The following is a 21,527-nucleotide window of genomic DNA, read 5'->3' on the forward strand; positions in this document are numbered from 1 at the left end:
ATTTCAAATAAATTAATTTCAAATGGAATTTATTCCTCAAGTCTTACGTCTAATCCAAGACCTTGTAACTCGTGAAGTAATACGTTGAATGATTCCGGAATACCTGGTTCAGGCATCGATTCACCTTTTGCAATTGCTTCATAAGTTTTTGCTCTACCAATCACGTCATCCGATTTCACAGTAAGGATTTCTCTAAGGATATTCGATGCTCCGAATGCTTCAAGAGCCCAAACCTCCATCTCTCCGAATCTCTGACCTCCGAACTGAGCTTTACCTCCTAACGGCTGCTGAGTAATCAATGAGTAAGGACCGATAGAACGTGCGTGCATTTTGTCATCAACCATGTGCCCCAGTTTCAACATGTAGATTACACCTACTGTAGCAGCCTGCGTAAATCTTTCTCCGGTACCACCGTCATAAAGGTAAGTGTGACCGAATTTAGGAAGACCTGCTTTCTCAGTATATTCAGTAATCTGGTCTAAGCTGGCTCCGTCGAAGATAGGTGTAGCGAACTTCAATCCTAATTTCTGACCAGCCCATCCAAGAACTGTTTCATAGATCTGACCGATGTTCATACGAGAAGGCACCCCAAGTGGATTCAATACGATATCTACCGGTGTTCCATCTTCAAGGAATGGCATATCCTCTTCACGAACGATTCTCGAAACGATACCTTTGTTACCGTGACGGCCCGCCATTTTATCTCCTACATTCAGCTTTCGTTTTTTAGCGATGTAAACTTTAGCCAATTTCATGATACCTGCCGGTAATTCGTCCCCGATAGAAATTGCGAATTTCTCACGGTTTTTAACCCCTTGAATATCATTGTACTTGATTTTGTAGTTGTGAATTAATTGTTTGATTAATTCATTTTTATCGTTGTCAACAGTCCAGTCTGAACCGCTTACGTTTACATAATCTTCTACTGAAGTCAATAATTTGTGAGTGAACTTCACACCTTTACCGATGATTTCTTCGTCAAGGTCATTTTTAACCCCTTGAGAAGTTTTACCACTTACCAGTGTATTTAATTTTTCAATTAAAGTGTTTCTCAAATCATCAAACTTAGCTTTGTAAGTATTTTCAATCTCTTCAAGCTTAAGTTTTTCTTCAGTTCTTTTCTTTTTATCTTTAATGTTTCTTGAGAACAATTTCTTGTCGATAACAACACCTCTTAGTGAAGAATCTGCTTTTAATGAAGCATCTTTTACATCACCAGCTTTGTCACCGAAGATTGCTCTAAGAAGTTTTTCTTCAGGAGTCGGGTCAGATTCACCTTTTGGAGTAATTTTACCAATCATGATATCTCCAGGCTTCACTTCAGCACCTATTCTGATCATACCATTTTCGTCAAGATCTTTAGTAGCTTCTTCAGAAACGTTAGGAATATCAGCTGTAAGCTCTTCCATACCTAATTTGGTATCACGAACTTCAAGAGAATATTCATCCACGTGAATTGAAGTAAACCAGTCTTCACGAACCACTTTTTCGTTGATTACGATTGCATCCTCGAAGTTGTATCCTTTCCAAGGCATGAAGGCCACTACTAAGTTTCTACCAAGAGCCAATTCCCCGTTTTCAGTAGCATAACCGTCGCAAAGCACCTGCCCTTTTTCCACTACATCACCTACTCTTACATTTGGCCTTAGCGTAATGGTTGTACTTTGGTTGGTTTTTCTGAACTTAGTAAGGTTGTATGCTTTCGTAGCAGACTCGAATTGTACTAAATCTTCGTCTTCGCTTCTTTCGTATTTAATAATGATTTTATCAGCATCTACATATTCTACAGTACCTTTACCTTCAGCATTGATCAAAATTCTTGAATCTTTCGCAACCTGCTGTTCCAGACCTGTACCAACGATTGGAGCTTGGGGCTTCAATAGAGGAACTGCCTGACGCATCATGTTTGATCCCATCAATGCACGGTTTGCATCATCATGCTCCAAGAATGGAATTAATGAAGCTGAAATACCGGAAATCTGGTTTGGCGCAACATCAATAAGGTCGACCTGACTTGGCTCAACCACAGGGTAGTCTCCGTCTAGTCTTGCAATAATTCTATCTGTTTCGAATTCACCGTTGTCACTTAATTCAACGTTTGCCTGAGCAATTACTTTAGCTTCTTCGTCTTCTGCATTTAAATAGATAGGTTTTGCATTAAGATCAATCTTACCATTTTCTACTTTTCTATATGGAGTTTCGATGAAACCTAAATTATTGATTTTAGCATAAATACCTAAAGATGAAATCAAACCGATGTTTGGTCCTTCCGGAGTTTCAATCGGGCAAATTCTTCCGTAGTGGGTATGGTGAACGTCTCGAACCTCGAAACCTGCTCTTTCTCTCGATAAACCACCAGGCCCTAGTGCAGAAAGTCTACGCTTGTGCGTGATTTCTGAAAGCGGGTTGGTTTGGTCCATGAACTGAGAAAGCTGATTGGTACCAAAGAACGAGTTGATAACTGATGTTAAAGTTTTAGCGTTAACAAGATCAAGCGGAGTAAAGATTTCGTTATCTCTAACATTCATTCTTTCCTTTATTGTTCTTGCAATTCTGGAAAGACCTACACCGAACTGTCCTGCCAATTGTTCACCAACAGTTTTAATTCTTCTGTTTGATAAGTGGTCGATATCATCAACCTCAGCTTTAGAGTTTACAAGCTCGATCAAGTGTCTTACAATAGCAATGATATCTTCTTTTGTAAGAACCTCAGTTGTAGGAGGAATATTAAGACCTAATTTTTTGTTTAGTCTGTAACGTCCAACCTCACCCAATGAATATCTTTGTTCAGAGAAGAATAATTTTTCAATGATTCCTCTTGCAGTTTCCTCATCTGGTGGATCTGCATTTCTTAATTGACGATAGATGTACTCTACGGCCTCTTTTTCAGAGTTCGTCGGGTCTTTTTGTAATGTATTCTGGATGATAGAGAATTCGTTGCTGTTTTCTTTGTGAATCAGAATTGATTTCACCCCAGCATCAAGAATAAGATCTAAATGCTCTTTTTCAAGGATCGTTTCTCTATCCAGGATGATTTCGTTTCTTTCGATAGAAACAACCTCACCTGTATCTTCGTCTACGAAATCCTCAAACCAAGTGTTCAATACTCTCGCAGCCAATGTTCTTCCTTCTACTTTTTTAAGGGCAGCTTTAGAGACTTTCACTTCCTCAGCAAGGTCGAAGATCTGAAGGATGTCTTTATCAGATTCGTAACCAATCGCTCTTAATAAAGTTGTTAATGGTAATTTTTTCTTACGGTCGATATACGCGTACATTACGCTGTTGATATCTGTTGTAAATTCCATCCAAGATCCTTTGAAAGGGATAATTCTTGAATAGTACAATTTGGTTCCGTTTGCGTGGTAAGTCTGTCCGAAGAATACCCCCGGAGATCTGTGTAACTGAGTTACAATAACACGCTCTGCTCCATTAATGATAAATGAACCAGACGGAGTCATGTAAGGAACAGGTCCTAAATATACATCCTGAACCACCGTTTGGAAATCCTCATGCTCAGGGTCTGTACAATACAATTTAAGTCTTGCTTTTAAAGGAACTGAATACGTTAATCCTCTTTCCACACACTCATCGATTGAGTAACGTGGAGAATCTACCAAATAATCTAAGAATTCCAATACGAACTGGTTTCTAGAATCGGTAATCGGGAAATTTTCCTGGAAAGTTTTGTACAAACCTTCGTCTGTTCTGTCTTCCGGAAGGGTATCTAGCTGAAAAAACTCACTGAAAGACTCGATCTGGATATCCAGGAAGTCCGGAGTGATGATTTTTCCCTTCGCTGAAGAGAAGTTAACTCTCTGATTTCCCCTAGTTGTAGGTGTTGTTTTACTCATAAAACTTTTAAGAAAGGTTAAAAAATATTTTGATTCATTAAAAAATATCAGAAAAGGGCAAGAAACAAGTTAAAAGTAAAAGGTAAAAGTGTTTTTGGCGCTCACGAAAGACCTTGGACTCTCTTAACTTTATATTTGGCTCTTTCTAACTGCAACACTGGTATATCTTTTCACAGCGTAATGCAAAATATTTTTATTACTTTTGAGGCAGAGCTGCCGCATTATCTATATACACGAAATCCCTTTCATTTTCATGAAAGAGGTGATTTTCAATATTTTATAAATTTACGTACAATGATTCGCGCCAAAAGAGGAGCAAAGATACAAAAAGTTATCCGTATTCACAATATTTGTTGTATTAAAAATGCGTGACAATTTGTGAGCTTTATTTTTAATGCCAGGATCACTAAGAATGGATAAATAGATTCTATATATTTTTGTTCGCAAAGGCGTTTTACTCAGTAAATGATAACAATGTATAAACTTAAATAATAATTTGAGAACACAAAGTAAACGAGTTTTCTTTGCTAATTATTAGTTTCACAAAGCCGTTTCACTTATAAGAGATCACAACTTTTTAGCCAATATAATTATTTAACTTGAATATAAAAAAACCTGAGTAAACAAATACTCAGGTTCATATTTTTAATGTAAACTAGAATTATTTCAATTCTACTTCAGCACCAGCTTCTTCTAATTGCTTCTTAAGAGCTTCAGCTTCATCTTTAGACACACCAGTCTTGATTGGAGCAGGAGCACCGTCTACGATATCTTTAGCTTCTTTAAGACCAGCACCAGTTAAATCTTTTACTAATTTAACAATAGCTAATTTAGAAGCACCTGCAGACTTAAGAATTACGTCGAATTCAGTTTTTTCTTCAGCAGCTTCACCTGCACCACCTGCAGCAACTACTACTGCAGCAGCAGCTGGTTCAATTCCGTACTCATCCTTAAGGATAGTAGCTAATTCGTTTACGTCTTTTACTGTTAAGCTTACTAGCGTTTCAGCTAAATTTTTTAAATCTGACATTGTTGTAATGTTTTTGTTGATTATTTATTTAATTTTTTGAGTGTAATTATTCAGCAGCTGGCGTTTCGTCAGTGCTTTCTGCTGCAGGAGCTTCAGGAGCCTCAGCAGTAGGAGTTTCTTCAACCGCTGGAGCTGCTTCTTTAGCTTTAGCTTCTACAGTCTCAGGTTTGTTCTGAAGAGCAGAAACAACTCTCTGGATTGGAGATTGAAGTAATCCGATGATTTCACCGATCATTTCTTCTCTAGACTTGATATTAGCCAACATGTCTAAGTTGTTGTCTCCAACGTAGAAAGTTTCCTGAACAAAAGCAGACTTCAATGCTGGCTTCTCTTCTTTCTTTCTGAACCCTTGAATTAATTTTGCAGGAGCGTTTGCAGTCTCAGAAATCATCAAAGCTGAGTTTCCTTTGAAAGACTGGAACATCTCAGAGTAATCTACTCCTTCGATTTGCTCCATTGCTTTTTGTAAAAGTGTATTTTTTACAACTTTCACTTTAATATTTTGCTTGAAAGCCTGTCTTCTGAAATCAGAAGATTTAGCAGCGTTCAAACCTTCTAGATCTGCTACGTATACTACTTTTGCATCCTGAAGCAAATCTTTGATCTCTTGTATTGCTACAACTTTTTGGTCTTTTGTCATTGTCTTAAGGATTTAATATTAGTTAACAGATTTAGTATCAATAGCAATACCTGGGCTCATTGTAGAAGACAAGTAGATGCTTTTCACATAAGTTCCTTTAGCAGCTGTCGGCTTCATTTTGATCAATGTCTGGATTAGCTCCTGAGCATTTTCTCTTAATTTATCAGCATCGAAAGATACTTTACCGATACCTGCGTGGATAATTCCGTATTTATCTACTTTAAAATCAATTTTACCAGACTTTACTTCAGCAACAGCTTTACCAACTTCCATTGTTACTGTTCCTGATTTAGGGTTGGGCATTAAACCTCTTGGTCCTAAAACTCTACCTAAAGGTCCTAATTTACCCATTACAGCAGGCATAGTGACGATAACGTCTACATCTGTCCACCCGTTTTTGATTTTATCTAAATACTCGTCAAGACCTACATAGTCTGCACCAGCAGCTTTAGCCTCAGCTTCTTTATCTGGAGTTACAAGAGCTAATACCTTAACATCTTTACCAGTACCGTGAGGAAGAGATACCACACCTCTTACCATTTGGTTTGCTTTTCTTGGGTCTACCCCTAGCCTTACAGCGATATCTACAGAAGCATCAAACTTTGCAGTGTTAACTTCTTTTACAAGAGCGGAACCTTCTGCAAGGTTATAAATTCTACCTTTTTCTACTTTGCTTAAAGCTTCCTTTTGCTTTTTAGTTAATTTTGCCATTTCAATAAGTTTTAAGCGTTAGTTGGTTTAGTTCCTGTTACTCTTAATCCCATAGATCTTGCAGTACCTGCAACCATAGAAATAGCTGAATCCATTGTAAAGCAGTTAAGGTCTGCCATTTTATCTTCAGCGATTTTTTTCACCTGATCCCAAGATACAGAACCTACTTTGTTTCTGTTTGGTTCACCAGAACCACCCTTGATCTTAGCCGCATCCATTAGCTGGATTGCTGCAGGAGGAGTTTTGATTACGAATTCAAAAGATTTGTCTTCGTATACTGTAATTACTACAGGTAAAACTTGTCCTGGCTTATCTTGAGTTCTTCCGTTAAATTGTTTACAAAACTCCATGATGTTCACACCTGCAGAACCTAATGCCGGACCTACTGGTGGAGAAGGGTTAGCTGCGCCACCTTTCACCTGAAGTTTTACCATTTTAAAGACTTTTTTAGCCATTTTTTGTTTTTTAAATTTGAATAATTAATGAGTTTGGAAGCATTTATTATTCAGTAGATTAACCATTCTCACATTAGATAAACCTACTTTTCGGACTGCAAAAGTATAAAATATTTTTGAAATAGCAAACGGATTGGCTTGATTTTTAGAAAGTTTAAATAAAAAATAATTTAAAAATAAAAACCTCCCCCATCAATAGATGATAAGGAAGGACACACATTGTGAAAAAAAAATTGTAATTTATAAAATCTTATTGATAATTAGCTTTGATGATGTTTTATCAATCTTTAAGTCGCTAAGAGAGGTTACCATATTACTGGTACCATAAGTAAGGAACTGTAGGGTGATTTTTTGCCCGGCCTTAAGCCATATTGTAGAATTCGTTACCAAAAAAAATAAGTTCGCTGCCATTCCCGGATTTTTAGTTCCTTTATATATAACATTGTGAGCTGTGGAAACTCTACCTCCATCAACTACTAAAGCAGTGAATGCATCTCCGGAAGTCCCATCAAAAACTTCTGAATTTTCGGCAGGTGTTATAAAACCGCATACACCATACATAAAATACAATCCGTCTTTCGGAACAATAAACTCACCGGTAGATGGATCATATGAATTCATCGTATCATATTGTTCATTAAGTTTTAAAGTTGTAAACTCATTATCATTCCAATCATTATCTGCAGATAAATTAGATCCGGCTGTCGCATTTAAAATTCTGTTTCCTGAATTGTTGACAGAAAAAGCTTCACCACCAGCAACTTTAATTACACCATTAGAATCAGCAACTAAAAGTTTATCAGAACCTAAACCAATATTGTTATTAATGTCTCTTATTCTAATACTACCATTCACTATGTCAATACGTTCAGTAGGCACAACCGTTCCTATACCAACTGATATTGTTCCCTGTCCGATTCCTGAATTTACCGCTACTGCAAAATCATTTGATTGCTGTACAACAGAAGGAGTTCCACTTTTAGGATTATCCTTACTTCCGTCGATATGGAATATCCCTTGAGGATTTGATGTATAAATCCCAATCTGTGCGTAAATGAATTCTGATAAAAATAATAATACAATAATCTGTAAACTTTTATTCATCTTGTAAATTAACTCTACAAAATTAGAAATCTTAATAACTTTATCAAACAAACTGTGATAAATCTATACTAAAAACTTTATTGACAAACTTTTCTTTTGTTTTAAAAAAAACATAAAAATAAAAATAAACAATAAAAAAATAATTGAAATTAATTCATCACACAAATATGAATAAAATAAAAAGGTTTATTAAAGAATATTTTTCAAGTCTCGGTGAATTCATTGTTGGATAAATAAATATTACAATATTTCAATTTTAAAGAAAATTTTACACAATCAAAAGTAGATATGCCTTAGAATACGTAAATAAAAAAGACTATCTCACGATAGTCTTTTATTTAATTATTTATAATTTATTATTAAACCTTTTCAACCTGCATATAACTCAACTCCATTGGAGTTTTTCTACCAAAGATAAGTACCGAAACTTCAATTTTCTTTTTATCTTCAAGAATCTTCTCTACCGTTCCATTAAACCCATTAAATGGTCCGTCAATTACTTTAACGTTTTCACCCACTACGTACGGAATCTCAACATCACTTGCATATTCTGAAAGCTCGTCCATTCTTCCCAACATTCTATTTACTTCGGACTTTCTCATAGGCACGGGATCACCTCCCTTTGTTAAGCTTAAGAAAGAAATAACCCCAGGAATATTCTTAATAACATGAGGAATCTCACCCATCAAATCAGCTTCAATCATCAGGTAACCCGGATAGTAAGGTCTTTCCTTAGGAACTTTTTTACCATTTCTAATCTGGATAACCTTTTCCATAGGAATAACCACTTGAGTAACGTACTGCTCAAACCCAAGACGTTTGATTTCTGTCTCAATATAGTTTTTCACTTTATTTTCCTGTCCGCTGATAGCTTTCAGCACGTACCATTTCAATTCGCTCATTGTGGGAAAATACTTTTATTATAATTAATTGAACAAGTTGATAAGCATTCCTATTATATTGCTAATTGCTTTAGAAAACAATTCATCAACTCCAAAGGTAAATAATGCCAGAATCACTGTTGCAATAGTTACAACGATTGTAGAAGATTGCAGATCAGCCCACTTTGGCCATTCAACTTTATGTCTGAATTCGTTATAAGAGCCTTTTAAAAAATCGATAAATAAACTCATAATTATTATTTGCACGGGCACAAGGATTCGAACCCTGATCAACGGTTTTGGAGACCGGTATCCTACCATTGGACGATGCCCGTAGATTAAAAAAGCTCCGTAAAGAGTCCCTTACGGAAGCTTTTATATTTTTAAGATATTAATTAATCTAAGATTTCAGTAACCTGACCAGCACCTACTGTTCTACCTCCTTCTCTGATTGCAAATCTAAGACCCTCATTAAGAGCGATTGGCTGTAACAATTCTACAGTGATAGTTAAGTTATCACCAGGCATTACCATTTCTACACCTTCTGGTAAAAAGATCTCACCTGTAACGTCAGTAGTTCTTACGTAGAACTGAGGACGATATTTGTTGTGGAATGGAGTGTGACGCCCACCTTCTTCTTTAGAAAGGATATAAACCTCAGCTTTGAATTTTTTGTGCGGTTTAACAGAATCTTTCTTAGCGATAACCATACCTCTCTTGATGTCAGTTTTTTCAATACCTCTCAACAATAGACCTACGTTATCTCCAGCTTCACCTCTGTCTAGGATTTTTCTGAACATCTCAACCCCTGTAATTGTAGAAGTTAATTTTTCATCACCCATACCAACGATATCAACTGGATCACCTGTGTTAATAACACCAGCCTCGATTCTACCAGTTGCTACAGTACCTCTACCTGTGATAGAGAATACGTCTTCGATTGGCATCAAGAATGGCTTATCTTGATCTCTTACAGGTTGCTCGATCCAAGTATCAACAGCATCCATTAATTCTTCTACGGTTTTAACCCACTTATCGTCTCCGTTAAGAGCACCAAGAGCAGATCCCTGGATTACTGGAGAGTTATCTCCGTCATATTCGTAAGTAGATAATAAATCTCTAAGTTCTAATTCAACAAGCTCTAAAAGCTCAGCATCATCCACCATATCCACTTTGTTCATGAAAACAACGATTCTTGGCACGTTTACCTGACGGCAAAGTAGGATGTGCTCTCTAGTTTGAGGCATTGGTCCATCAGTTGCAGCACATACTAAGATAGCTCCATCCATCTGAGCAGCACCAGTAACCATGTTTTTTACATAGTCGGCGTGACCTGGACAGTCAACGTGAGCATAGTGTCTGTTTTCAGTTTCGTATTCGATGTGAGCCGTATTAATAGTGATCCCTCTTTCTTTTTCTTCTGGAGCAGAGTCAATTGCAGAGAAGTCTTTTTTCTCAGCAAGACCTTTATTAGCCAATACACTACTGATAGCTGCAGTAAGTGTAGTTTTACCATGGTCAACGTGACCAATAGTACCAATGTTCAAGTGTGGTTTGTTACGATTAAACGTTTCCTTTGCCATGATTTAAAATTATTTATTTATTGTTTTTCAAATTTTCGGTGTGCAAATATAATGAATTTTTAAATACCAAAACCTTTTTCTCTAAAAAAGTTTTAATATTCAAATCCAAAGAAATACAAACCTTATAATCCAATGTATTGAGATTGCAAATTTACACATTTTTCTCAATTGAAAAAATCTTTATAAAACCTTTTGCTAAAAAGCCTGAAAGACAATCCCTTCAGGCTCTAGATAATAAAATTATAATGAAAGAATTATGAGATTTGTTGTGACTTTTTGGTCCTGTTGAAAATCCAGAAAATAATTGGGAATATCAATAGTGTTAAAACCGTTGCCGTGATTAATCCGCCGATAATTACAATGGCCAGCGGTTTTTGAGATTCAGACCCTATCCCTGTAGACAATGCCGCTGGCATCAATCCTATTGAAGCCATCAAAGCAGTCATGATTACAGGTCGTGTTCTGGATTTCACACCAATTAAAATGGCGTCATCCAAGCTTAACCCGTTTTTTACATTCTGATGGAATTCGGTAATGAGGATCACCCCATTTTGGATACAGATTCCGAGGAGGGCAATCATCCCTACCCCGGCAGAAATTCCGAAATTAATCCCAGTTATATGAAGTGCAATAATCCCCCCAATAAGGGCAAAGGGAACATTCGCCAATACCAATAAAGAATCTTTCATGTTTCCGAACAGGACAAATAAAAGGAAAAAAATACCTAAAATACTGATCGGAACAACCTGTGCCAATCGCTTTGAAGCTCGCTGCTGGTTTTCAAACTGGCCTGTCCAGCCCACAGAATAACCGTCGGGAAGCTCAATTTTTGAAACCGCTTTCTGTGCATCTGCAATCGTGCTTCCTAAATCCCTGTCGCGAATCGAGAATTTGATCCCGATATATCTTTTAATGTCGTCCCGATAAATAAACGCAGCTCCATTATCCTTAACGATAGAACTGATTTCCTTCAAAGGAATTTTTGTACCATCCTGTGTTGGAACCATTAATGCCGCAATATCATTTTCATCCTTTCTATATTCCTGTGAATACCGGAGACGTATAGGGAATTTTCTCTCTCCATCAAACATTTCCGAAGCTGTTTTTCCACCGAAAGCCATTTCCAGAACAGATTGAGCATCATCAGGCATCACTCCGTATGCTGCCATCTTATCTCTATCTAGCACCACACTTACTTCGGGCTGACCAATATTTTTAATGATTCCTGGATCTTTTACTCCATCAACATCTTTAATCTGCTTTAAAACCTCATCAGCCAATCTGTCTAATGTTTCCAAATTATCACCGTAAATTTTAATCCCATTTTCTGCTTTAAAACCAGCCACCGCTTCAGCAACATTGTCAGAAATAGGCTGTGAATAATTGAAGGTAATCCCTTGGTACGTTCTCAGTTTTTTATCAATTTCTTCAATTAATTGTTCATATGTTATTTTACGCTTCCATTCTTCTTTGGGTTTGAGGCTTACTGCAAACTGTACAAATCCAAAACCGTTCGGGTCGGTTCCATCGTTGCTTCTACCCGTTTGGGCGAGAACGTCCGTCACTTCGGGAAAGCTCATGATATCTTTCTTTAAAAGGTCGGCCGTTTTTAAAGATTCTTTTAATGAAGAACTCATCGGCATTTCTGCAGTGATCCAAAGTGAGCCTTCGTTTAATTGAGGCAAAAATTCCGTTCCTAGAAATTTCCCTGAGAATAAAGTCACCACCAAGAATGAAATGGCAACAATTAAACTCATTTTCTTATGTTTAAAAGTATAATTAAAACCTTTCAAAACAATTCTGTCCCAAAAATTGACAAAAGGATTATTTTTTTCTTTAACATTTTTATTTAGAAGAATATGGGAAAGAACGGGAACCAAAGTCAAAGTAAAAATCAAAGCCCCCATCAAAGCAAAACCAAGAGTGAAAGCCAATGGCGAAAACATTTTACCTTCTACTTTCTGGAATGAGAAAATTGGAATTAATGAAGTAATGATTATTAATTTTGAAAAGAAAATTGCTTTTCCCAATCCGGTTCCAGTTTGCTTGATCCAGCCTCCTTTTGCTAATTTGTTGAATCGTTCTTCGCCATATTTATGTGCTTTGTGGTCCAGCATTACAAACAATCCCTCGACCATGACGACGGCTCCATCGATAATAATACCGAAATCCACGGCTCCAAGTGATAATAAATTGGCACTCATTCCGGCAAGTTTTAAACATAAAAATGCAAACAATAAAGATAATGGGATAATGATGGAGACGATGAGAGTTGTTCGCCAATCTGCCATGAAAATTAAAACAATTACAGTAACTAAAACAATTCCCTCAATAAGGTTGTGCATTACGGTATGCGTGGTGAAATCCATCAAATTATCCCGATCGTAAAAGGTAACCATTTTTACATCTTTCGGAAGGATCTTTTCATTAAGTTCTTTAATTTTAGCTTTAACTCCAACCAGCACCTCGCGAGGGTTTTCACCTTTTCTCATAACGACGATTCCTTCCACTGTATCTTCCTGATTGTTTAATCCTGCCTGTCCTACCCTTGGCATCGAGCTTTCGTGAACTTCCGCTACATTTTTAACCAAAACAGGATTTCCATTATCATTTTCAATAGTGATATTTCCAATATCCGCTATAGATTTCACTAATCCGATTCCTCGGACAACGTATGCCTGTCCGTTTTTTTCGATAACATCACCACCTACATTTAAGTTACTTTTCGTGATAGCATCATATACCTGAAGCGGTGTGAGATTATACTTATCCAAAGCTCTTGGATCAATACTTAATTCAAAAACCTTATCCTGACCTCCAAAAACATTGATATCTGCAACTCCGGGAACGCCCCTTAAGGCCCTGTCAATCACCCAGTTTTGCAAGGTCAGTAATTCTCGGGAATCTTTTGTTTTGCTTTGCAAAGTATAACGGAAAATCTCTCCGGTTGGGCCGTAAGGCGGCTGTACTTCCGGGTCAACCTCATCGGGAAGGCTAACTGTACGCAGCTGGTTATTGACTTGATTTCTGGCAAAAGTATCGTCTACACCATCATCAAAAAGAATTTTAACAATGGAAAGCCCAAACATCGTGGTACTTCTGACACTGGTTTTCTTTTGAACCGGGCTCATTGCCAACTCAATGGGTGTTGTGACGAAACGTTCTACCTCTTCTGCACTCCGCCCGTTCCATTGAGTGATGATGACAATCTGAGTATTGGTAACGTCCGGAAAGGCTTCAATGGGCATATTTTTGAAGCTTATGAACCCAGAAACCGCCAGAATCGCTACCCAGATAAAGGTAAATGCTTTATTTTTTAAGGAAAAAGCAATTATATTTTTAATGAATTTGTTCATGATGGATTTTTTGATGATGATTTTTTAACGCAACGAGCGCAAAGATATTCATGACTTTCTTTCTGCATATTTTGTTCGCTAAAGCGTTTCATTCAGCTAAGTATTGAACTTAAGTCATTGAGGAAATTTTAGCAGCTAAGAATTATTAGTGATTCGCAAGCGAATTGATAAAACACGATTCTAAAAATATTTTTAAATATTTTCTTAATTCAACTTAACTTCTTAATTAAAATCTTAATGGTTTAAAATGAATTAACTATTCAAAGAACGGTAAATCAGCAGTTGATTGTTGATAATCACCTGTTCGCCTTCAGATAAGCCTTCGGAAACATAGGTGATGTCACCGACCTGCTTTAATATTTTTATTTCTTTCACTTTTACCTCCGTTCTAGATTTAAAAACCACTACAAAACTTCTGTTATCATCAAAAATGACTGCCTTTGACGGTACTGTAAGTGCCATACTTTTTTCTGAGCTTGTTACTTTTATGGTTGCCTTGCTTTCAGGAATCAATAATCCGTTTTGATTGTCCAAAACTACTCTGGCCTGCATGGCATTGGTCTCAGGATCGATGATTTTGAAAATTTTGTCAATTTTTCCATCAAAAACTTTGTCGGGATATGACAATGTGGAAACCTGCGCTTTCATTCCGAGACTGATTTTATCAATATCAGATTCATTGACATTCATAATGGCCCAGACGTTTGAAGTGTTTGCAACATCGAAAATATTTTCGCTTCTATCGCTTCTCAGCTGCATGTCTTTATTGATGTTTTTCTGAACGATGTACCCGCTGATGGGAGCTACTACGCTGTAAATATTTCCTTTTTTCACATTGTAAACCGTACTTACTGCGCTTGCTCTTTGCAATTGATCCTGTGCTTTCTGCAGTTGGCTTTTGGCTTCAAGTACCTCCCTTTCCGTGTTCAGTTTTCCCTCATACATTTCTTTTGCGACACGCAGATTATTTTGGGCAACTACAAGATCTGTTTTCGCATCACTTACATCTTTCTGAACTTCCGCAAGCTCCGTACTTCTGATGGTGGCCAGAACCTGTCCTTTTGTAACATGATCTCCTAATTCCACGTTTACATTCAAAACATTTCCCCCAACCAGCGGATAAACATCGATATAGCTGTTTTTGTCAGCTGAAATTTTTCCGTAAAAATTATAATCGTCTTCTATATATTTCTTTTCAACTTTTGCTAAACTGATTGAATTCAGCATTGTGTTGCTCAGCTCAAAGCCTTTTTTTGCCTGGGGCTTAGTTTCTTCTGTCTTTTTAGAGCAGGACAAAATTGACAAAGCTATCATCACCGGAATTATGTATTTTTTCATATTTAATAGAAGATTTTCATTTGTACTAATTGATTTAATTGTTCTGCAGACTGCATGATATTGTTTTTCATGTTGTAGATCTGGAGGGCAGTTTCCCTGTAGCTGTCCATGAAATCTGTAAATTCTATAAGGCTGATGTTTCCTTTTTTGAAATTGCTTAGCATTCCATTGTAGACCAATTCCATATTATTAAGGTCTTCCAGCTTGATTTCTGCCAGCTGATCGTATTGTGACTTCCAGGTTTTGTAAGCTGCCTGAACTTTGGTTTCAAGGTTTAGTTTATGGAAATCTGCGTTTTTCTGGTTTTGCTGAACGGCAAAATTTGCCTTATCTACATTTCCTTTGTTTGATTTCCATAACGGCAGTGGAATTCCTATCATCAGATTGACTTCATTTTTGAAAGTCCCCCCGTTTTGATCCCATCCGGCTCCAAGATTTAAATCCGGAACATTAAGAGATTTTTGCCACTGGGCGTATAGTTTGCTGTTGTCAATCAGCTTTAAATTATATTGATAATCTGCATTGTTTTCCAGTGCTTTTTTCTGAAGTTCCGTTTCGTCTCCGAAAGGTTGCGCTGTGAGAATATCCTTAGCTTCAGATTCGGAAAGACGGGGTTCGATTTCATCTGTAATGCCGGTAAGAATTTTTAAATTTTGTTCAAACTCCAAGATATTTTTATTGATGTCTGTTTTATCATTATTTAACTGAATAACAAGGCTTTGCAATCTTACTTCATCTTTAAGGGAAACATTTCCTTTGGCAGACTGCACTTTGTATGCCGCCAGAAGGTCATTCATATATCCTAATTGCTTATTGGTGTTTTCAAGCTTTAATTTTTCGTAGTAAAGATTATAGTACATTGTATGAAGCTGAGTTTTAAGATCCACAAGAAGCTGAGAAAACTGAAGCTCTGCCAATTCTTTATTTGATTTTGCAAAAGCAATTTCATTTTTCTTTTTACCGCCCATGTAGATCAGCTGTGTAATCTGCGCACCTTTAGCGTGACCGATATCGAATACTTTCCGGTCCTGAGGGTTATATGCATTGATCTGCCCGCTCAGCTGTGGCAGCTCCCAGATTTTAGCCTGCAAAATATCTGCATCAGCCATGTTGATGTTGTACTGTTCGGCGAGCAGTTGTAAATTGTTCTTCTGGAAAGACTCTTCGCAATCCAAAAGCGTCATTTGCTGTTGTGCAGTCATGAATGAGGAAATGACGATGAGCAGCCCTGCAAATTTGTTCATTTTATTGATTTTATGATACAAAAATGCCTTTATAGTATTAAAATGCTCTTAAAGATCGCTTAAAAAAAAATTAAATTTGGTAGACTTTGTTTTAACGGTTTGTTTTTTTGAACATCAGGTCTGCCAAAGAGTTTTGATAAGCTAGTTATTTTTTAGTTTCACCAAGAATACACATAAGCTTAAAAAAACCTGTGGACTTTGTGTTTAAAAATTTAAGTTACTTATTAAAAATCACACTGAATTTATTAAGAAAATCTGCAGGAGATGAATATCTGATTTCCGCGCCGTGATATTCAAGGATTCTTTTGACGATCCTTAGCCCAAGCCCGGAACCGGAGATATTCTGAGAATTATTTCCCCTCATGAATGCTTCAAATAGCTTTGACTGCTCTTCCTCAGGAATGGTGTTTCCGTGTGAAATGACATCAACAATGAGATTTTCGGAAGTTTCTTTAATTAAAACATCTACTTCCTTATTATCGGAATAAATAGATGCATTTTTAAACAAATTAATAAAGACAATATCCAGTAAAGACTGTACTCCTTTTATTGTCAAGAGCGCGTCTTCAGAAGTATCTTCAGAAATGAGAAAATCCATTTTCATTTTTGGATAGCTCTTTTCTACCGCTTCAAATGATTCAAAAATCACCTCATCAATTCTTATTTCTTCGTAAATGCTTTGAATGTTTTCCTTGTCAAATTTTGTTAAAAGCAAAAGGGAATTTGTAAGATCCGACAATTGATAAACATCCCGCTGAATCTGCTGTAACGAAGATAAAGTTTCAGGAGAATGCTGTGCCAGTTTGATTAAATTTTCCAGCTGAAAAGCCATTCTTGTAATCGGGGTCCTGATTTCGTGGGAAGCACTTGCTGTAAAATCTTTCTGTGACTGGAAAACATCATCCAGCCTTGCAATCATTGTATTGAAAGATTTGGCCAAAACATCAATCTCGTCATTGGATTCGCGAACGGGAATTTGTGTGGTAAGCTTATGAGCAGTCACTTCAGAAATCTCTTGGTTCAGATCTTCCAAAGGTTTCAGGAACTGCCCCATAAAATAATAGCTGAAAAAACCGATGAGAAGCATACTCATCACATAAGATGTAATTAAAAGATATTTCAGGTATTCCAGTTTAGATTTTCCGTTGGAGTCTAAAGCACTTGTAAGAATGTAATAATTTTCTCCGCTGATGTTTCGAAGGGCTGCGTAAATTTCGGGAACCGTTTTTTCAGAATAGATAACCTTTTTTTCGTCAAGTTCCTTTAATAAAGTATTGTCCCAGGTAACATTTCTGTCTTTAATGGTGCTGTAAATGAGTTCTTTTTTAGCATTAAAAATTAAAATGGTTTCATTTAAAAGAATATTATCCGAATTTTCATTAAAAAAAATCGGTGCCTCTTCTTCAAAATCCTTAGACTTGGCAATAAAATGAGAAGTGAACTCCAACCTCTGCCTGAATCTTTCCTTAAACTCTTCCTTGCGGAAGTCATTAAAAGACATATAAATTACCGCCATCACAATACCAAAAAGCAATGAGAAGGCAATACTGAGATTGAGCGCTATCTTTCTTTTTAAAGACATTCTACAATGGACTTAAATAATACCCGAAACCGGAACGCGTATGAATAAGCTTAACCTTAAAATCTTTGTCAATTTTCTTTCTTAAAAAATTAATGTAAACCTCAACTGTATTAGTGTTGGTATTGAAATTATGCTCCCAGACATGTTCCGTGATCTGCTGTTTTGAAACAGTTCTTCCCTGTGCTTCGGCAAGATAAACCAGTAGCTGGAATTCTTTTAACGTTAAGCTGATTTCATTCCCTCCGCGATATACTTTTTGCTCTGTTTTGTTGATAATCAAATCATCAATCCTAATGATGTCCTGATCTGTCACATCTGACGGAGCTTTTCTTCTTAACAATGAATTAATCCGAAGTAAAAGCTCCTCAAACTGGAAAGGTTTTACCAGATAATCGTCTGCCAATCTTGTAAAAGCATCTTTTTTATCAGACAGATCGCCATAAGCAGAGATGATGATGATCGGGGTATTCTTATCAAAAGAACGAATGGTCTGGCAAACATCCAAACCATTAATTTTCGGGACATTAATGTCGAGAAGGTATAAATCATACGTGCTGTTCTTTATTTGACGAAGAAATGTTTCGCCGTCATAGATTTTATCACAGGTAAAATTATTTGACTCCAGAAACTTACAAAGCTCTGCCGAAAGAATTAAATCATCTTCCAATAAAAGAATATTCATCAAAAATTATTTTATACGAATGTAACGAATTTTTTATGATTTTAAGAGTATCGGAATACCTGGTAAATGGTTTTTAATTAAATTTTAAGGTTGAATTTCATTTGTTAGAAAAATCGTTTTATTTCATTTTGCAATAGTTTTCAACAGGCTTTATAGCTGTTTCTACAATTTGGTTATCATATGAAATATCTACTATCTTCCGAGCTTCTTTCCTCCATCTTTTTAATGATTGAATATTACAATTTATTTTTTTTAGCTGCAATAACAAAAGTGGGTTCAGGCTATCTAAAATGGGACGCACTTCGGTAGCTAAATCCGGAACAGGATTAAATAAGCCTTGATTCTCAGTTTTCCATTTATCGTGTAATTGTCTTTGCTTAATTTTTCCTGCTTCAAATTGAGCCTGAAAAAAACTATGAGCAAACACTCTATTTATGCCCATTTTCTTTGATTGGACTTCAATACTGTCCAGTATAATTTTTTCGCGTACAGGATCATCGATTGCCTTTTTTGTATTCCATTTGCTTTTCGCCACCAATGGAGCTACCTGAAGTCTTTTATTAATTAATTTCAATAAAATACTATTTTCATTTCCGTCAAAAGTCCGATTTTGAGTTTTACATGAAATAACACATAAACATAAAAAGGACACTGCTAAAAGAAAATTTAAGATTTTCATACCTTTATTTTAAAATATAAAATTAAGAATAATGGATCTGCTTTTCGTTTCGTTATTTAAAATGCTTAGCAATTATCTAAGGTAAGATTCTAACATCATTCTTGTTTAAAGGTATGAATTGAAAATGATATTAGAAAAATCCCGACATAAAAAATCCCGACTAAATCGGGATTAAAATGTGAGCCAACTACGGGACTTGAACCCGTGACCTCTTCCTTACCAAGGAAGCACTCTACCGCTGAGCTAAGTCGGCCTGAACTAAAAAATCACACTAGGATAGCGTGATTTTCTGTTGAGCGGAAGACGGGGGTCGAACCCGCGACATTCAGCTTGGAAGGCTGACGCTCTACCAACTGAGCTACTTCCGCAATTTTGTTTTCCAAAATTATTGGTAACGCTGTGCAAACTTAGGGAAAATCCTTTATTTATGCAACTTTTTCTCTAATATAAAATGTGGGGAGAGCAGGATTCGAACCTACGAAGCCGAAGCAACTGAGTTACAGTCAGTCCCATTTAGCCACTCTGGAATCTCCCCAGATATTTTATATTAATGGAGCCTCCAGAGGGATTCGAACCCACGACCCCGAGATTACAAATCACGTGCTCTGGCCAACTGAGCTATGGAGGCATTTAATATAATGGACTGAATGCTGTGAGAAACTCTACTCTACATCATTTCAGTAGTGAAAAAAAAATCACCCTATAAAAGTGTGATATTTTTGAGCGGAAGACGGGGGTCGAACCCGCGACATTCAGCTTGGAAGGCTGACGCTCTACCAACTGAGCTACTTCCGCAATTTTGTTTTCCAAAATTATTGGTAACGCTGTGCAAACTTAGGAAAAATCCTTTATTTATGCAACTTTTTCTCTAATATAAAATGTGGGGAGAGCAGGATTCGAACCTACGAAGCCGAAGCAACTGAGTTACAGTCAGTCCCATTTAGCCACTCTGGAATCTCCCCAGATATTTTATATTAATGGAGCCTCCAGAGGGATTCGAACCCACGACCCCGAGATTACAAATCACGTGCTCTGGCCAACTGAGCTATGGAGGCATTTAATAAAAAGAATTCAAAAGATCGCTGTTCCCTTTTTGCGAGTGCAAATATAGAGCGGATTTTTTGAATTCTCAAATTTTTCAATAACTTTTTTTAACTTTTTTTGTTATGCTAGTTCTTTTTTCTTGATTAATAGCTTTTTAGCAGTATCAACGCAAAGGTCTAAACTTTCTTCAAAAGTTATGCATGTCTTTTTAACAACGATATCGTCTCCCGGAACTACCAATATTATTTCTGATGTTTTGTTTATTTTATCTGCATTGTTTTCTACTTTTAAGAATACTTTACATTCTTGAATTTTGTCATAAAATGTATCAAGTTTACTTACTTTTTTTTCAATGTGAGATTCTAGTGGTTCATGAGGAGTTAAACCAATTGATTGTACTGTGATCTTCATAATTCGTCATTTTTTGAGGCTCTTGGATGAGCCTGATTAAACACTTTTTTCAATTGTTCAATATTAGCATTCGTATAGACTTGAGTACTTGCAAGGCTCGAATGTCCTAATATTTTCTTTACTTTGGAAATTTCCGCCCCATTATCCAAAACGTGTGTAGCAAAGCTGTGACGAAGGATATGAGGACTTCTTTTTTCTTTTGTTGTTATAAGACTAAGGTACTTATTAACTACCACATAAACAAATTTTTCGGTGAGTTTTTTCCCTTTCTTATTCACAAAAAAATATGATTTATATTCTGTCTGCGGATGGCGTATTTTCAAATAGCTCTTCAACAGATCAGATAAATCTTCGGAAATAGGAATCACCCTTTCTTTATTTCCTTTTCCGATTATTTTTAATCCATTTCCGTTTAAGTTAACATTTTCAAACATCATACCACAAAGCTCAGCCTTACGAATTCCTGTCTGATAAAGCACTTCCATGATACATTTTTCCAAAAGATCGTGGAGCTGGTCAAAAACACGGTCATTAAGCAGCTGCATCTCCTCCTTAGACATGGGAATTTGTTTTTCGGGATAAAATTTGAGGGAAGATATACTTTCGGCAGGAGAAACTTTAATTTCACCTATTTTAAGCAGAAAATGGTAAAAGCTGCGAAGTGATGACAATTTTCTGTTAATGCTTCTTTTTGAGATATTATTTTCGCTTAACTCTACAATAAAGTTTCTGATTATTTTTTTGTCCGCCTTTGAAATATCTTCGGAGGATTCTGTTTTCAGGTAAAAATAAGAGAAATCTTCAAGGTCTTTTTTGTAGCTTGTGATAGTGTGAGGCGAATACCTCTTTTCGAATTGTAAATATTCTAAGAATTTGTCCAGCATCATAAAGTATAAAAACAAAAAATTCACTCCTCAAATATAACCATTTAAAGAG

Annotated in this window: 17 protein-coding genes and 8 tRNA genes; all 25 read right to left on the reverse strand. The window is 36.4% G+C overall.

Features of this window, described 5'->3' with window-relative positions; all coding sequences use genetic code 11:
- Positions 1-29 precede the first annotated feature (29 nt).
- Positions 30-3,851 carry a DNA-directed RNA polymerase subunit beta gene (gene rpoB / locus BW926_RS01920; RefSeq protein WP_076443712.1) on the reverse strand — a complete coding sequence of 1,274 codons (3,822 nt, stop codon included), beginning with the start codon at positions 3,849-3,851 and terminating at the stop codon, positions 30-32.
- A 661-nt stretch (positions 3,852-4,512) separates the two neighbouring features.
- The gene (gene rplL, locus BW926_RS01930) at positions 4,513-4,881 is read right to left on the reverse strand and encodes a 50S ribosomal protein L7/L12 (protein ID WP_076443714.1); all 369 of its coding nucleotides are present in this window, start codon (positions 4,879-4,881) and stop codon (positions 4,513-4,515) included.
- Positions 4,882-4,927: 46 nt separating this feature from the next.
- A complete protein-coding gene (rplJ, locus tag BW926_RS01935) occupies positions 4,928-5,521 on the reverse strand; it encodes a 50S ribosomal protein L10 (protein ID WP_076443715.1) in 594 nt (197 codons plus the stop codon).
- A gap of 18 nt (positions 5,522-5,539) precedes the next feature.
- The gene (gene rplA, locus BW926_RS01940) at positions 5,540-6,232 is read right to left on the reverse strand and encodes a 50S ribosomal protein L1 (RefSeq protein ID WP_076443716.1); all 693 of its coding nucleotides are present in this window, start codon (positions 6,230-6,232) and stop codon (positions 5,540-5,542) included.
- An 11-nt stretch (positions 6,233-6,243) separates the two neighbouring features.
- Positions 6,244-6,687 (reverse strand): 50S ribosomal protein L11, encoded by a 444-nt coding sequence (rplK, locus tag BW926_RS01945; RefSeq protein ID WP_062162403.1) that lies wholly within the window; start codon positions 6,685-6,687, stop codon positions 6,244-6,246.
- Positions 6,688-6,927: 240 nt separating this feature from the next.
- Positions 6,928-7,791: a hypothetical protein gene (locus tag BW926_RS01950; RefSeq protein WP_076443717.1), complete on the reverse strand. Its 864-nt coding sequence runs from the start codon at positions 7,789-7,791 to the stop codon at positions 6,928-6,930.
- A gap of 359 nt (positions 7,792-8,150) precedes the next feature.
- The gene (gene nusG / locus BW926_RS01955) at positions 8,151-8,693 is read right to left on the reverse strand and encodes a transcription termination/antitermination protein NusG (RefSeq protein WP_076443718.1); all 543 of its coding nucleotides are present in this window, start codon (positions 8,691-8,693) and stop codon (positions 8,151-8,153) included.
- A 24-nt stretch (positions 8,694-8,717) separates the two neighbouring features.
- Positions 8,718-8,924 carry a preprotein translocase subunit SecE gene (gene secE / locus BW926_RS01960; RefSeq protein WP_076443719.1) on the reverse strand — a complete coding sequence of 69 codons (207 nt, stop codon included), beginning with the start codon at positions 8,922-8,924 and terminating at the stop codon, positions 8,718-8,720.
- A 12-nt stretch (positions 8,925-8,936) separates the two neighbouring features.
- A tRNA-Trp gene (locus BW926_RS01965) sits at positions 8,937-9,007 on the reverse strand.
- Between the two features lie 60 nt (positions 9,008-9,067).
- A complete protein-coding gene (tuf, locus tag BW926_RS01970) occupies positions 9,068-10,255 on the reverse strand; it encodes an elongation factor Tu (protein WP_076443720.1) in 1,188 nt (395 codons plus the stop codon).
- A gap of 254 nt (positions 10,256-10,509) precedes the next feature.
- A complete protein-coding gene (locus BW926_RS01975) occupies positions 10,510-13,611 on the reverse strand; it encodes an efflux RND transporter permease subunit (protein WP_076443721.1) in 3,102 nt (1,033 codons plus the stop codon).
- Between the two features lie 252 nt (positions 13,612-13,863).
- A complete protein-coding gene (locus tag BW926_RS01980; RefSeq protein ID WP_076443722.1) occupies positions 13,864-14,949 on the reverse strand; it encodes an efflux RND transporter periplasmic adaptor subunit in 1,086 nt (361 codons plus the stop codon).
- Positions 14,950-14,951: 2 nt separating this feature from the next.
- Positions 14,952-16,193: a TolC family protein gene (locus BW926_RS01985; RefSeq protein WP_083672235.1), complete on the reverse strand. Its 1,242-nt coding sequence runs from the start codon at positions 16,191-16,193 to the stop codon at positions 14,952-14,954.
- Between the two features lie 217 nt (positions 16,194-16,410).
- Entirely contained in the window at positions 16,411-17,775 is a 1,365-nt protein-coding gene (locus BW926_RS01990; RefSeq protein WP_076443723.1) for an ATP-binding protein, read from the reverse strand.
- A gap of 1 nt (position 17,776) precedes the next feature.
- A complete protein-coding gene (locus BW926_RS01995) occupies positions 17,777-18,457 on the reverse strand; it encodes a response regulator transcription factor (protein WP_076443724.1) in 681 nt (226 codons plus the stop codon).
- A gap of 118 nt (positions 18,458-18,575) precedes the next feature.
- Positions 18,576-19,136 (reverse strand): gamma subclass chorismate mutase AroQ, encoded by a 561-nt coding sequence (aroQ, locus tag BW926_RS02000; protein WP_076443725.1) that lies wholly within the window; start codon positions 19,134-19,136, stop codon positions 18,576-18,578.
- A gap of 181 nt (positions 19,137-19,317) precedes the next feature.
- Positions 19,318-19,389 (reverse strand) — tRNA-Thr (locus tag BW926_RS02005).
- Positions 19,390-19,431: 42 nt separating this feature from the next.
- Positions 19,432-19,504, reverse strand: a tRNA-Gly gene (locus BW926_RS02010).
- An 86-nt stretch (positions 19,505-19,590) separates the two neighbouring features.
- Positions 19,591-19,671, reverse strand: a tRNA-Tyr gene (locus BW926_RS02015).
- 16 nt (positions 19,672-19,687) lie between these two features.
- Positions 19,688-19,764: transfer RNA gene (locus BW926_RS02020), tRNA-Thr, on the reverse strand.
- Positions 19,765-19,858: 94 nt separating this feature from the next.
- A tRNA-Gly gene (locus tag BW926_RS02025) sits at positions 19,859-19,931 on the reverse strand.
- An 86-nt stretch (positions 19,932-20,017) separates the two neighbouring features.
- Positions 20,018-20,098: transfer RNA gene (locus BW926_RS02030), tRNA-Tyr, on the reverse strand.
- A 16-nt stretch (positions 20,099-20,114) separates the two neighbouring features.
- Positions 20,115-20,191, reverse strand: a tRNA-Thr gene (locus BW926_RS02035).
- Positions 20,192-20,300: 109 nt separating this feature from the next.
- On the reverse strand, positions 20,301-20,591 hold the full coding sequence (locus BW926_RS02040) for an HPF/RaiA family ribosome-associated protein (protein ID WP_076443726.1): 291 nt from the start codon (positions 20,589-20,591) through the stop codon (positions 20,301-20,303).
- A complete protein-coding gene (locus tag BW926_RS02045; protein ID WP_076443947.1) occupies positions 20,588-21,475 on the reverse strand; it encodes a tyrosine-type recombinase/integrase in 888 nt (295 codons plus the stop codon). Before BW926_RS02045 ends, BW926_RS02040 begins: the two co-directional genes overlap by 4 nt.
- Positions 21,476-21,527: the final 52 nt, after the last annotated feature.

It is taken from the genome of Chryseobacterium sp. RU37D (assembly GCF_900156075.1).
GTDB lineage: Bacteria > Bacteroidota > Bacteroidia > Flavobacteriales > Weeksellaceae > Chryseobacterium.